Source organism: Arthrobacter sp. zg-Y1171 (genome assembly GCF_025244845.1).
Lineage (GTDB): Bacteria > Actinomycetota > Actinomycetes > Actinomycetales > Micrococcaceae > Arthrobacter_B.
Map to the genome: position 1 here is coordinate 1,205,353 of NZ_CP104264.1, position 12,165 is coordinate 1,217,517.

General features: G+C 66.9%; 15 protein-coding genes. 11 read left to right on the top strand and 4 right to left on the bottom strand.

Annotated elements, in window-relative coordinates; genetic code table 11:
- Positions 1-16: 16 nt before the first annotated feature.
- The 6 genes from hisB to N2L00_RS05645 are packed head-to-tail and all read left to right on the top strand — an operon-like array spanning position 17 to position 4,403.
- Positions 17-634, top strand: coding sequence for an imidazoleglycerol-phosphate dehydratase HisB (hisB, locus tag N2L00_RS05620; RefSeq protein WP_255767212.1), 618 nt, complete (start codon positions 17-19; stop codon positions 632-634).
- Complete coding sequence (gene hisH, locus N2L00_RS05625; RefSeq protein ID WP_255767213.1) at positions 631-1,269, top strand: imidazole glycerol phosphate synthase subunit HisH; 639 nt, start codon at positions 631-633, stop codon at positions 1,267-1,269. The genes hisB and hisH overlap by 4 nt, the downstream gene beginning before the upstream one ends.
- 8 nt (positions 1,270-1,277) lie before the next feature.
- Positions 1,278-1,436, top strand: coding sequence for a hypothetical protein (locus N2L00_RS05630; protein ID WP_227924525.1), 159 nt, complete (start codon positions 1,278-1,280; stop codon positions 1,434-1,436).
- 22 nt (positions 1,437-1,458) lie between these two features.
- Positions 1,459-2,208: a bifunctional 1-(5-phosphoribosyl)-5-((5-phosphoribosylamino)methylideneamino)imidazole-4-carboxamide isomerase/phosphoribosylanthranilate isomerase PriA gene (gene priA, locus N2L00_RS05635; RefSeq protein ID WP_227924528.1), complete on the top strand. Its 750-nt coding sequence runs from the start codon at positions 1,459-1,461 to the stop codon at positions 2,206-2,208.
- Between the two features lie 2 nt (positions 2,209-2,210).
- Complete coding sequence (locus N2L00_RS05640; RefSeq protein ID WP_255767214.1) at positions 2,211-3,059, top strand: SseB family protein; 849 nt, start codon at positions 2,211-2,213, stop codon at positions 3,057-3,059.
- Positions 3,060-3,092: 33 nt separating this feature from the next.
- Positions 3,093-4,403 carry an MFS transporter gene (locus N2L00_RS05645; RefSeq protein ID WP_255767215.1) on the top strand — a complete coding sequence of 437 codons (1,311 nt, stop codon included), beginning with the start codon at positions 3,093-3,095 and terminating at the stop codon, positions 4,401-4,403.
- A 108-nt stretch (positions 4,404-4,511) separates the two neighbouring features.
- Here the strand turns inward: N2L00_RS05645 and N2L00_RS05650 are convergent, their stop codons facing one another.
- A complete protein-coding gene (locus tag N2L00_RS05650) occupies positions 4,512-4,940 on the bottom strand; it encodes a DUF1844 domain-containing protein (RefSeq protein WP_255767216.1) in 429 nt (142 codons plus the stop codon).
- Positions 4,941-5,330: 390 nt separating this feature from the next.
- Here N2L00_RS05650 and infC point away from each other — a divergent pair, with 390 nt between their 5' ends.
- From infC to N2L00_RS05670, 4 genes are all read left to right on the top strand, one after another.
- Positions 5,331-6,353 carry a translation initiation factor IF-3 gene (gene infC, locus N2L00_RS05655; protein WP_370647280.1) on the top strand — a complete coding sequence of 341 codons (1,023 nt, stop codon included), beginning with the start codon at positions 5,331-5,333 and terminating at the stop codon, positions 6,351-6,353.
- 109 nt (positions 6,354-6,462) lie between these two features.
- Positions 6,463-6,657 (top strand): 50S ribosomal protein L35, encoded by a 195-nt coding sequence (gene rpmI / locus N2L00_RS05660; RefSeq protein ID WP_146363238.1) that lies wholly within the window; start codon positions 6,463-6,465, stop codon positions 6,655-6,657.
- 119 nt (positions 6,658-6,776) lie between these two features.
- On the top strand, positions 6,777-7,430 hold the full coding sequence (rplT, locus tag N2L00_RS05665; RefSeq protein WP_255767217.1) for a 50S ribosomal protein L20: 654 nt from the start codon (positions 6,777-6,779) through the stop codon (positions 7,428-7,430).
- A gap of 18 nt (positions 7,431-7,448) precedes the next feature.
- Positions 7,449-8,384 (top strand): RNA methyltransferase, encoded by a 936-nt coding sequence (locus N2L00_RS05670; RefSeq protein ID WP_255863334.1) that lies wholly within the window; start codon positions 7,449-7,451, stop codon positions 8,382-8,384.
- Between the two features lie 109 nt (positions 8,385-8,493).
- Here N2L00_RS05670 and N2L00_RS05680 read toward each other — a convergent pair whose 3' ends face one another.
- Positions 8,494-9,747, bottom strand: coding sequence for an MFS transporter (locus N2L00_RS05680; protein WP_255863333.1), 1,254 nt, complete (start codon positions 9,745-9,747; stop codon positions 8,494-8,496).
- A gap of 208 nt (positions 9,748-9,955) precedes the next feature.
- Here N2L00_RS05680 and N2L00_RS05685 point away from each other — a divergent pair, with 208 nt between their 5' ends.
- Positions 9,956-10,399: a (deoxy)nucleoside triphosphate pyrophosphohydrolase gene (locus N2L00_RS05685; protein WP_308219737.1), complete on the top strand. Its 444-nt coding sequence runs from the start codon at positions 9,956-9,958 to the stop codon at positions 10,397-10,399.
- A gap of 36 nt (positions 10,400-10,435) precedes the next feature.
- On the opposite strand, the gene N2L00_RS05690 is transcribed toward N2L00_RS05685, so the two are convergent.
- Together N2L00_RS05690 and N2L00_RS05695 are read right to left on the bottom strand one after the other, a co-directional pair.
- Positions 10,436-11,596 carry an Rv2578c family radical SAM protein gene (locus tag N2L00_RS05690; protein WP_255863332.1) on the bottom strand — a complete coding sequence of 387 codons (1,161 nt, stop codon included), beginning with the start codon at positions 11,594-11,596 and terminating at the stop codon, positions 10,436-10,438.
- A 25-nt stretch (positions 11,597-11,621) separates the two neighbouring features.
- Positions 11,622-12,131 carry a hypothetical protein gene (locus N2L00_RS05695; protein ID WP_255863331.1) on the bottom strand — a complete coding sequence of 170 codons (510 nt, stop codon included), beginning with the start codon at positions 12,129-12,131 and terminating at the stop codon, positions 11,622-11,624.
- Between the last annotated feature and the right edge of the window lie 34 nt (positions 12,132-12,165).

A 12,165-nucleotide genomic window follows, 5' to 3' on the forward strand; every position in this document is an offset into this window, starting at 1 on the left:
TTCGTGAAGGAACCCCATGACTGTGGAGACCGCCACCGGACGCACCGCCCGCCTTGAGCGGACCACCAGCGAATCGTCTGTCTTCGTCGAGCTGGACCTGGACGGCACCGGCCGCGCCGATATCAGCACCTCGGTGCCGTTCTATGACCACATGCTGACGGCGCTGGCCAAGCACTCGCTGATGGACCTCACCGTCCGGGCCACCGGCGACACCCACATCGACGTCCACCACACGGTCGAGGACGTCGCGATCAGCATCGGCGAGGCGCTGAAGACTGCCCTGGGCACCAAGGCCGGCATCCGCCGCTTCGGCGAAGCCACGGTACCCTTGGACGAGGCGCTGGCAAACGCCGTCGTCGATATTTCCGGGCGTCCCTACCTGGTGCACTCCGGGGAACCCGCCGGCCAGGAATACCACCTGATCGGCGGACACTTCACCGGATCCCTGACCCGCCACGTGTTCGAAGCCATCACCCTGCACGCCCAGATCTGCCTTCACATGCGGGTCCTTGGCGGACGCGATCCGCACCACATCGTCGAGGCCCAGTTCAAGGCCTTCGCCCGCGCCCTGCGTGCAGCCGTCGAATCCGATCCGCGCGTCGAGGGCATCCCCTCCACAAAGGGAGCACTGTGAGTCCCCGCAACGTCACTGTCCTGGACTACGGATCCGGCAACATCCGGTCGGCTGTCCGCGCCCTGGAGCACGCCGGCGCCAACGTCACGCTCAGCGCCAAGCCTGACGATGTGCTGAACGCCGATGGGTTGGTGGTGCCCGGTGTTGGAGCCTTCGCGGCGGTAATGCAGGGCCTCAAGGACGTGGACGCGATCCGCATGATCGGGCGCCGCGTAGCCGGCGGCCGGCCGGTCCTGGGTATCTGCGTAGGCCTGCAGGTCCTCTTTGACGAAGGCGTGGAACACGGTGTCCGGACCAAGGGGATGGGCGAATGGCCCGGCGTGGTCGAGCGGCTGGCCGCCGACGTCGTACCCCACATGGGCTGGAACACCGTGACTCCGCCCGAAGGATCGGCACTGTTTGAGGGCATCGAGAACGAGCGGTTCTACTTTGTACACAGCTACGGGGTGCAGAAATGGGACTTCGACGTCACCCAGCCGGCCATGCGCCCGCCGCAGGTGACCTGGGCGGACCACGGCGGCCCGTTCATCGCCGCGGTGGAGAACGGCGCCCTGTCGGCCACCCAGTTCCATCCGGAAAAGTCCGGTGACGCCGGTGCGGCGCTGCTGAACAACTGGCTGAAGACCCTGGGCTAGGCACCGATATGTGGAGCGTTATCCTCATGGGCCTGGCCGGACTGCTCATCGGAGGTGCGGTTTCCTTCCGCAGCCAGGGCATGTCCAAAATCATCGTTATCAGTTTCTGGGTCCTGGCCGGAATGGCCCTGCTGGGCGCGTACCTGCTGACCCTCGACCTCTCCTGACCCCACCACCGAAAGCATCCAAATGCCCTTCAGCGAAACCCCTGTCCTTGAACTGCTGCCCGCCGTAGACGTAGCGGACGGCCAAGCCGTGCGACTGGTGCAGGGCGAGGCAGGCAGCGAGACCAGCTACGGCGATCCGCTGGACGCAGCCCTGGCCTGGCAGAACGACGGCGCCGAATGGGTCCATCTCGTGGACCTCGACGCGGCGTTCGGGCGCGGCTCGAATCTCGACCTGCTCAGCCGTGTGGTGAAGTCCCTGGACATCAAGGTGGAACTGTCCGGCGGGATCCGGGACGACGAGTCGCTGGAAAAGGCACTGGAGCTCGGTGCCGCCCGGGTCAATCTGGGAACCGCGGCACTGGAGAACCCGGGGTGGACCGCCAGCGCCATTGCCCGCTACGGCCAGGCCATCGCCGTCGGCCTTGACGTGCGCGGCACCACCCTCGCCGCACGCGGCTGGACCCAGGAAGGCGGGGACCTCTGGGAGGTCCTGGCCCGGCTGGAAGAGGCCGGCTGTGCCCGCTACGTGGTTACCGATGTGACGAAGGACGGCACGCTGCGCGGACCCAACCTGGAACTGCTCCGCGAGGTACTGAAACGCACCGACCGTCCGGTGGTCGCCTCCGGCGGCATCTCCAGCCTCGATGACCTGGCCGCGCTCCGGGAACTGGTTCCGCTGGGGCTCGAGGGCACCATTGTTGGCAAGGCGCTCTACGCCGGCGCGTTCACTTTGCCCCAGGCCTTCGACGTCGCCGGGCACCCGGAACGCTAGGTATGGCAGCACGCGAACTACCGGGCCACATTGCGGCGGCCCTTGCCGGCGCCGGCGGCCCCACCGATTCGGCGGGCCGGCCGTGGTCCGGACGGGACCTGGCCGGCGAGGGAAACCCGCTGCACAACTTCGACTCAGACAACGGGCAGACCGACGCAGGGTACGCGGCGGCCCTGGCGAAACTGATTGCCGGGAGCGGAAGCGAAGCGGAAGTCGTAGCCTCCCTGGCCACGGCCCGCGTCTTCGTGCCGATCATCGCCGTGCTGGGGGAGGAAGCCGAATCCGACCACGGGCTGACCGCGGACAAGCAGGCCGATATGGCGCTTGTGACGCTCAACGCCCCGGACGGCCGCAAGGCGCTGCCGGTGTTCACCTCGGTGGACGCTTTGGAACACTGGCATCCCGAAGCCCGGCCGGTTGCGGTCTACGCCAACCGTGCCGCACTCTCAGCCGTCGCCGAAGACGCCCAGCTGCTGGTTATCGACCCGGGAGCCGAGTTCACCTTCGTGGTGCGGCGCCCGGCCATGTGGGCCCTGGCCCGGCAACAGGAGTGGGTGCCCTCCTATGCCGACGCCGGCCTCGTCGCGGCGGCCGAAGCCGCCGCCGGGCCGGACCCGCGGATCCTGGCCGTCACCCTCCAACAGGGGCCGGGGACCGCGTCGCGGACCGCCGCCGGTACTCCGGTGGCCGGGGGAGGGGCCGGTCCTGAGCTTAGAATGGTGCTTCAGCTAGCGCCCGGACTTGATCCGCAGGACGTTTCTGCCCTGGCGGCCGGACTGCAGCAGCGCCTGACTGCCAACCCCGAGTTTGTTGAGCGCGTGGATTCACTTGACCTGAAGATCACGCGCTGACCCGTCCGGCGTAGCCGCCAGAAGAGAACTGCCGTGAATTTTGGCCTGTACCGCGAGATGCTGCGGATAGCTCCTATCCGCCGTGTCCTGCTCATCGGGATGATCGCCCGTTTCCCGCATTCCGCCGCCGGCGTGCTGCTGACCCTGCACGTGGTCAACACCATGGACAAGGGCTACGCGGCCGCCGGCGCGGTAGCCGCCGTCGTCACCATCGGCATCGCAGTGGGTGCCCCCTGGCGGGGCCGCCGCGTGGACACCGTGGGCCTGAGGCGTGCCCTGATTCCCTCGGTTATTGCCGAAGCTGTCATCTGGAGCCTTGCTCCGCACGCCAGCTTCGAATGGCTGCTGGTTCTGGCGCTGATCGGCGGTGTGTTCACGCTTCCGGTCTTCAGCGTGGTGCGGCAGTCGCTGGGCGTCCTGGCCACCGGCGAACAGCGGCGCACCGCGTTTGCGCTGGATTCCATCGCCACCGAGCTTATTTTCATGATGGGCCCTGCCCTGGGCGCGGTAATAGCAACTCGCTCGTCCGTCATCGGACTGACCGCAGTAGGGGTGTCCGCCGCAGTAGCGGGACTGCTGCTGATCTGGTTCAACCCGCCCACCCGGACCGCGGAACCCCGGAACGCCGTGACCGCCGCAGACGAGCAGGATGCCGCTGCGGCCGCCGCGGTCGCCGTGGCCCCGGCAAACGTGCAGGAAGCACCGATGGAGCTCACCGGTGCGGGGCTGCCGGACGGGCCGCAGAACCTGTTCGGCAGGCTGCGAAACGGCCTCGCGGGGAACTTCGGCTGGTTCACCCCGAGCGTGGCCGTGGTCTTTGCCGTCGCCGTCGGCGCCGGCCTGCTGCTGTCGAGCACCGACGTCGGCATGGTGGCGCTGGTGGAAGCAGGCGGAAACCCGTCAGAGGTCGGCATCGTGTTCGTGGCGTGGTGCGCAGCCTCCGCTGTCGGCGGGATTCTCTACGGTGCCATGAACCGGCGGATCTCGCCGATGCTGCTTCTGCTGGCCATGGCCGTCCTGACCATGCCGATGGCTTTTGCCACCAGCACCCTCAGCCTGGCGCTGCTTTCCATCCCCGCAGGCCTGCTCTGCGCACCGGTGCTGTCCTCGGCATCCGAGCGGGTTGCCGACCTCGTGTCGGAGGAACGGCGGGGCGAAGCGATGGGTTGGTACGGCTCGTCAATGACCGCCGGCACCGCACTGGGTGCGCCGGTGGCAGGTCTGGCCATCGACGTCATAGGCCCCTGGTCCGGCTTCCTGATGGCCGGCGGCGCCGCATCGGTGCTGGTGCTGGTGACGCTTACGGTCCGATGGTTCGCCCGGCGCACGGCTCCGGTCAGCTAGCTTCCGGGCACGAAAAAGCCCGAAGGGCCTGCCGCGGATTCCGCGGTACCGGCAGCTGCCGGCATCAGGCCCTTCGGGCATTCAATGGTGTGGGGGAGGAGGGAAGTCCTAGCTGACGGGACCGGTGAACTTTTCGCCCGGACCCTTGCCCGGGGCATCCTGGATAACGGAGGCTTCCCGGAAGGCCAGCTGCAGGGAACGCAGTCCATCGCGCAACGGACCGGCATGCTGGCTGCCGATCTCCGGAGCGGCGGCGGTGACGAAACCGGCAAGGGCGGTAATCAGCTTGCGGGCCTCGTCCAGGTCCTTGAGCTCCTCGGCGTCATCGCCTTCGGCCAGGCCGCACTTCACGGCTGCTGCGCTCATCAGGTGCACGGCCGCCGTCGTAATGACTTCGATGGCCGGCACCTCGGCGATGTCGCGCATCTGCTCGACGACTTCCTGCTGTGCTGCTGCCGCAGATTCGGACTCTGCTGATGTTCCCGGGAAGGAGTGGCGGGTTGCCTCGCCTGCCGGATTGCTCTGTGGGGTACTCATACTGGTAAGCTTGTCACAGACCGACTGGTTGTCGTTACTTTCAATGCCCATCACGGGCGGGATGAAAATCACACTTTCCTCCTGGAAGCCTACGGCGCCGGTATGCAAGCGGAGACCCCTCCCACCCGCGTCAGCCTGACCGCCCTCGTTGGCGGCAGAGTTGCCGGGTTCAGGTCGGCCCCGGACGGGCTGCAGTATTACTGCGGTTTATTCCGGGAGCTAACTGCCTTCGAACTGGCTTCGGAGCAGTTGCTGCCGACCCCCTACAGGGCCTTCGATTGCGCTTGCAATTGGAGGCCTTCTTCATTTGCAGGCGGTAGCCGTTTTGAAGAGCACAGGAGCTGCAACATTAGCGAGCCAAGAATCAATGATCGGATCCGCGTCCCCGAGGTGCGGCTGGTAGGTCCGGCAGGTGAGCAGGTCGGAGTGGTCCGGATTGAGGACGCGCTTCGTCTGGCTGCCGAGTCTGACCTGGATCTTGTTGAGGTAGCACCGCAGGCCAAGCCTCCGGTGTGCAAACTAATGGACTTCGGCAAGTACAAGTACGAAGCCGCCGTCAAGGCACGCGAAGCCCGGAAGAACCAGACGAACACCGTTCTGAAGGAAATCCGCTTCCGCCTGAAAATCGACACCCACGACTACGAAACCAAGCGCGGACACGCCATGCGCTTCCTGGCCGCCGGTGACAAGGTCAAGGCCATGATCCAGTTCCGTGGACGTGAACAGCAGCGCCCGGAAATGGGCATGAAGCTGCTGAACAAGTTCGCTGAGGATGTTGCCGAGGTGGGTGTGGTTGAGTCCACCCCGCGTATTGACGGCCGCAACATGGTTATGGTCATTGGACCGGTGAAGAACAAGGCCGAGGCCAAGGCCGAAGCGCGACGGGCTACCCAGCGCGCCGACGCCAAGGCAGCGAACGAGGCAGTTCGAAACGGGGAGGCACCCGAACGGGTGAACACCTCGGAGAAGGCTGCTCCCATGACGCAGAGCCTCGCGGACCTGCTTCCGGATGGACTGCGTTTGGGTTCCTCCGCTGAAGCTGCCGACAAGGCCCGCGCCGAGCAGGAGCAGGCTGAAAAGGAACAGGCCGCAAAGCGGGCCAGGGCTGCAGCTGCCGAAAAGGCTGCAACCGAGGCACGCCGTGTGGCTGCAGCCAGCAAGCCGGCCGCAGTGCCTGCCGCTGAAGCTGCCGCTCCCGCCGCTCCCGCCGCTCCGGCGGAGCCCGCGAAGCCGGCAGAAGCAGCGAAGCCTGCCGCAGCGCCTAAGCCTGCAGCGGTTCCGAAGCCGACGGCGGCAAAGCCTGCGCCCAAGCCTGCAGCCCGGCCCAAGCCTGCCGCAGCACCGAAGCCTGCCGGCAAGCCGTCCTCCTCGCGGGGGACCACCGGCCAGAACAAGCCCGGAACTGCAGAGTAGTTTCACTGCACTGCGCCTCGTTCCGGCGTCCAGTAATAAGCCCTGGCACCCGCAAGGTGTCCGAAGCCCCGCGGGCCTGCCCGCGGAAACCTAAAGGAGATCGGTAGACATGCCGAAGATGAAGACCCACAGTGGCGCCAAGAAGCGCTTCAAGCTGACCGGTACCGGCAAGCTCAAGCGCCAGCAGGCTAACCGCCGCCACTACCTGGAGCACAAGCCCTCCACGCTGACCCGCCGCCTCGCCAACGACAAGCTCGTGGCACCGGCGGACGCCAAGGTCATCAAGAAGATGCTCGGCATCTAGCCAGTCCCCGATAGCCGTCCCGTCCGGGCCGGCATCACCCATCAAGCTTTCCCCGCCTGGGATCAACAGGTGCAGAGACTTTTTTGAAGTCGGGGAGATTTACCAAAAGGAGTACGCACGTGGCACGTGTGAAGCGGGCGCTTAACGCCCACAAGAAGCGTCGGGTTATTCTCGAGCGCGCCAAGGGTTACCGCGGACAGCGTTCGCGCCTGGTCCGTAAGGCCAAAGAGCAGCTGCTGCACTCGTTTGTGTACAGCTACGGTGACCGCCGCAAGCGTAAGGGCGACTTCCGCCGCCTGTGGATCCAGCGCATCAACGCTGCTTCCCGCGCCAACGGCCTGACCTACAACCGCCTGATCCAGGGCCTGAAGCTGGCCGAGATCCAGGTTGACCGCCGCATGCTGGCCGAACTGGCCGTCAATGACGCTGCCGCCTTCGCCGCACTGGTCCAGCTCGCCAAGGACGCACTGCCGTCCGACACCTCCGCTCCGGCCGTCGCGGCCGCTCCGGTTGCCAAGGCTGCCGCTCCCGCCGCCGCCGAAAAGCCGGCTGCTGCCGTTGCCTCCGCTCAGGGCGGCTTCAAGGCTTCCGAGGGCGACGCCCCGGAAGGCTTCGTAATCAAGGGCAACCTGGGTTCGGGCAAGTACCACGTCCCGGGTTCCACCTGGTACGAGCAGACCGTTGCCGAGTACTGGTTCAACTCCGTTGAAGCAGCGAAGGCTGCAGGCCTGGAGCCCGCTGGCGGAGAATCCCGCCAGAAGTTCCAGGGCTAAGTCGGTTCCTAAAAGCCGATGAACCTTGAAGGGCGCCCGCAGGCACCGCTTATGTCCAACCCCCGAGCCGATCGGGTCCGTGATGTAGCGAAGCTTGCCGGGCGCTCTTCGCGCTTAAAATCCGGCCGTTTCCTGGCCGAAGGGCCGCAGGCCGTGCGGGAGGCGCTTTCCGCGCACCGTGCGGCCGCGGTCGACGGCGGCCCCGCCGTCGTCCACGAGGTCTATGCCACCGAGGCCTGCCTGGACCGGCTGCCCGAGCTGGCCGATCTGGCCTCCGGCGTGACGCTCCGCCTGGCCACCGATGAAGTCCTGGCCGCCATGGCCGACACCGTTTCCCCGCAGGGCATCGTGGCGGTCTGCCACACCTCCACCGCCACTCTCGAGGAAGTCCTAGCCTCAGAGGCGAAGCTCATTGCCGTGTTGTGCGAGGTGCGGGATCCGGGCAATGCGGGCACCGTGCTGCGCGCAGCGGATTCCGCCGGCGCCGACGCCGTAGTGCTCACGGCGTCCAGCGTGGACATCTACAACCCCAAAGCGGTGCGTTCCACCGCCGGGTCGCTCTTCCACCTGCCGGTGGTTACCGGCGCCGACTTCGCCGATGTCATGCGCGCCCTGCATACCGCAGGCGTCACGGTCCTGGCGGCCGACGGCTACGGCAACGTCAACCTGGACCGGCTGCAGGACCTCAGCGCTGTGCGCCGCTTCGGCGGTGCCTCGGAGACCGGCAGTTCCCGCCCCGACGGGGCGGACAGATCCGCAGAGGCCGCCCTTCCGCAGCTCGAGCTGCCCACAGCGTGGCTGTTCGGTAACGAAGCCCAGGGCCTGTCCGATGCAGAGTTGGCCGCAGCCGACCACCGCGTGGCCGTCCCGCTCTACGGCCGGGCCGAGAGCCTGAACGTCGGCACGGCCGCAACTGTGTGCCTTTACGCCTCCGCACGCGCCCAGAACGGGTAACCCGCAGGTTCTGCCCGCAGACCGCGCTGACAGCAAACCGGGCAGGAGATCGCCGACGGCATCAACGCAGCGGAAGCACGGATCCGTGCCGCTGTACCGATCGCTACCGCTATTTACCTGGAGCCGGATGTATTCGCTTCGAAGAACGCGCAGGACGCCGGTCAAGTGACCCGCTGATCAGCGCAATAGCCAAACCAAGCAGGGCGAGTACCGCTCCCACCACAGCGGGGGAGCGGTACCCCCAGCCCCAGGCGATTACGACGCCGCCGAGCAGCGCACCCAGCGCATTGGCCAGGTTCAGGGCCGCATGGTTCAGTGACGAAGCCAGTGACTCGGCACCCGGCGAAACATCCAGCAGCCTGGTCTGCAGCGGAGGCGTCAGCATTGAGCCGATCACGCCCACCAGGAAAACCAGCACCATGGCGGTCGCCGCGTACTGCACCGCCCACGCGTAGGCCAGCAGGATTACCACTGTGCCGCCCAGGATCGCGTAGATGCTGCCCATGACATTGATGTCGGCCAGCCGTCCGCCGGCCACGTTGCCGATCACCTGGCCCACGCCGTAGAGCCCGACGACGACGGGCAGCACGTTCTCGGAGATGCCCGCCACCTCGGTCATGGTGGGCGCGATGTAGGAATACACGGCAAAGAATCCGCCGAAACCGACAGTTCCCACCAGCAAGGCCAGCCAGACCTGGGTCCGCCCGAGGGCGCTAAGCTCGCCCTTGATGCTGGCACCGGCGAGGGGTGCCTGGTACGGGACGAAACGGGCCACCATGGCAACGCTCAGGAGGCCGATGGCCGCCACCAGAACGAACATCCACCGCCACCCGGCCTGCTGTCCCAGCCAGGTCGCAAAAGGGACTCCTACGACGTTGGCGATGCTCAGCCCGAGCATGACCATTGAGATGGCCCAGGCGCGGCGCGTCGGTGCCACCAGCGACGCGGCAATGACCGCTGCAACGCCGAAGAAGGCACCGTGCGGAAGCCCCGACAGGAACCGCGTGAAGAGCAGCCAGGAGTAATCCCCGGCAAAGAACGAAGACAAGTTGCTCAGGGCGAAGAAGAGCATCAGGCCCAGTACCAGGGTCTTGCGGGGCATCCGGGCTCCGAGAGCGGCAAGCACGGGAGCCCCCACCACAACGCCCATTGCGTAGGCAGAGATCACATGGCCGCCTGCGGGGACGGAGATGCCCAGGTCTTCGACCATTTCCTGCAGCAGGCCCATAATGCTGAACTCAGTGGTGCCGATCGCGAAACTGCCCACGGCCAAGGCGACTATGGCCTTGGCAGCGGTGGTATGGCGCGTGTCGGGTGTGCGCTTGCCGGACAATGAAATGGGCGCGGTGGTGCTCCGGGACATGTTCGCTTTCCGAGTGGGGTGCGGCTGTGCCGCTGCGGACGGCGTTCACGGTCAACGAGCAGGAAATGCTCCTGCCGGACGCCGGGACGGCTTCGTCCCCTCCAGCCTAGTGCAGGGGGACCCCCGGCGCCGACCTGTGCGACGGAACATTCCGCTACGGGCAGGCACGGGCGGCCTGCCCTACGGAACGTCCGCATAGACTTCTTTCGTGGCCATTGAATCAACGCAAATCACCAAACAGGTTGTGGGCGGTGCGCTGGTGGACAGCCTCCGGCAGCCTTCCCGGATATTGGCGGCGCGCCGGAGCGCCCCGGAAGCGCTTGCCGGGTTGTGGGAATTTCCGGGCGGAAAAGTGGAACCCGGAGAAAGCTGCACGCAGGCCCTGCACCGCGAGCTCGCCGAAGAGCTGGGCATCCGGGTGCAGCTGGGGGCTGAAATCACGGGGCCCCTGGACGAAGGGTGGAGGCTGAACGACGTCGCTGCCATGCGGGTCTGGCTAGCGGAGATCACCGAAGGCACAGCCGAGCCGCTCGAAGACCACAGCGAGCTCCGCTGGGTTGATCTCAACGCAGATGCACTGATGGGCCTCGCCTGGATACCGGCGGACCTGCCGATTGTCACTGCGCTGCTGGAGGCTGTCGAGGCGGTTTAGCCACGGTGGTGCGCCAAGGGGTTGTCCGGGAACGTGCTAGAACAGAGCGTCCTGGGCAGCGGCCGCAGTGACGGTCTCCTTCCCGTTAGCGGCGCGGGTGGCCTGGGTGCCGGCGGGCCGCAGGAACCGTGCGCCGCCGGTGAAGCCGTACTTGGCCTTGAAGAACCGGATCCGCCCGGCGAGCCAGTCCCGGTATTCCTTCGACGCATACGTTCCCTTGCCGTACAGGTCGGCGTATTTGCCGGAGAGCTGCGGGTAGTGCCGGGCAATGAACTCGAGGTACCACTCGCGGGCACCGGGTCGCAGATGCAGTGCACCCGCCGTGACCCCCGTGGCGCCGGCCGATGCGAGCGCGGAGAACAGGGCATCGAGGGATTCGTCGCCGTCGGTAAGCCAGGGCAGGATCGGCATGGCCATGACCGAACAGGGGAGTCCGGCATCCCGCAGCCGGCTGATCAGCTCCAGCCGTGCACGGGGTGTGGGCGTTCCCGGTTCTGCCCGCTTAGCCAGTTCGGGGTCCACCAGTGCCAGCGAAATACCCATGCCGATGTCGGTCTGCGCGGAGGCTTCCTTCAGGAGCGGGATATCGCGGGCCAGCAGGGTGCCCTTCGTCAGGATGGAGAAAGGCGTGCCGCTGTCTGCCAGGGCGCGAATGATGCCGGGCATGAGCTGGTAGCGGCCCTCGGCCCGCTGGTACGGGTCCGTATTGGTGCCCATGGCCACATGGTGGTGCTGCCAGGAGGGTCGGGCGAGTTCCCGCCGCAGGACCTCGGCAGCATTGACCTTGACCACCAGCTGGCTGTCGAAATCGGCGCCGCTGTCCATATCCAGGTAGGTGTGGGTCTTGCGGGCGAAGCAGTAAACACAGGCATGGCTGCAGCCGCGGTATGGATTGACGGTCCATTCGAAGGGCATGTTCGAGCCGCCGCCCACCTTGTTCAGCACCGACTTGGCCACGACCTCGTGGAAGGTCACCCCGGCAAAGTCCGGCGTACGCACGGAGCGGACCAGGCCCTGCAGCGGGATCAGCGGATCCGTGGTGCCCGACACTGCGGTAAGGGGCAGTGCTGCAGGGGGCGCTGCCGAAGGGGCCTGAAGCGAACCGGGTGCCGTAGCAGGCCCGGGCTCCCCCTGGGCGGTTCCGGGTTCGTAGCCCTTCGCGGGTGATGCCTTCAGTTCCTGACCTTGCCACCTCATCCCATCATTAGAACATATGTTCGAATCAGGGGGTAGTGCCGCGGGGCGGGCGGCGACGCCGGACTGCCGGCGAAACGCGGGCCCGGGGGCGCCGCCGCGGCCTTCCGGGATGCGGCCGGTACCCGCCGTCACGGAGGCCGGCCAGCCGCTCGAACGGATTCGCCGACGCCGGATCGCCGGCAATCACGCGCGAAAGAGCCGCCGCCGCAGAGTACGCGGGCAGGAAGAGCGGACCCAGGAGTGCGTACTGCGTGCTGTGGCGCGTCTCGTGGCGCAGCAGCGGGCTGTCCGGCGCGTGGATGCGGCGGGCCGAGGAGGAACGGTAGAGGACCACGTTGCCGACGGTGAACGCGGCCGCACGGGGGAACGGCAGCGGATAGCCCTCGGCGAGGGTGATCTCCTGCGGCCCCGGGGTGATGCTGCACCCGGTGGCACGCGCCAGCAGCATCCCCGCAGGGGTGGAGAGATTCAGCAGATTGATCCAGCGGCGGATGGAGGCTGCACGCGGTCGGAGAACGATCGGTACGGACGGCATGGAACCTCCCAGCGGCAGTATGACGGCCCGGTCG

Excerpts from the sequence above, each read along its gene's own strand:
- hisB (WP_255767212.1), top strand. The coding sequence starts at position 17 with ATGACTGTGGAGACCGCCACCGGACGCACCGCCCGCCTTGAGCGGACC.
- N2L00_RS05630 (WP_227924525.1), top strand. The coding sequence starts at position 1,278 with ATGTGGAGCGTTATCCTCATGGGCCTGGCCGGACTGCTCATCGGAGGT.
- priA (WP_227924528.1), top strand. The coding sequence starts at position 1,459 with ATGCCCTTCAGCGAAACCCCTGTCCTTGAACTGCTGCCCGCCGTAGAC.
- N2L00_RS05640 (WP_255767214.1), top strand. The coding sequence starts at position 2,211 with ATGGCAGCACGCGAACTACCGGGCCACATTGCGGCGGCCCTTGCCGGC.
- N2L00_RS05650 (WP_255767216.1), bottom strand. The coding sequence starts at position 4,940 with ATGAGTACCCCACAGAGCAATCCGGCAGGCGAGGCAACCCGCCACTCC.
- rpmI (WP_146363238.1), top strand. The coding sequence starts at position 6,463 with ATGCCGAAGATGAAGACCCACAGTGGCGCCAAGAAGCGCTTCAAGCTG.
- N2L00_RS05670 (WP_255863334.1), top strand. The coding sequence starts at position 7,449 with ATGAACCTTGAAGGGCGCCCGCAGGCACCGCTTATGTCCAACCCCCGA.
- N2L00_RS05680 (WP_255863333.1), bottom strand. The coding sequence starts at position 9,747 with ATGTCCCGGAGCACCACCGCGCCCATTTCATTGTCCGGCAAGCGCACA.
- N2L00_RS05690 (WP_255863332.1), bottom strand. The coding sequence starts at position 11,596 with ATGAGGTGGCAAGGTCAGGAACTGAAGGCATCACCCGCGAAGGGCTAC.
- N2L00_RS05695 (WP_255863331.1), bottom strand. The coding sequence starts at position 12,131 with ATGCCGTCCGTACCGATCGTTCTCCGACCGCGTGCAGCCTCCATCCGC.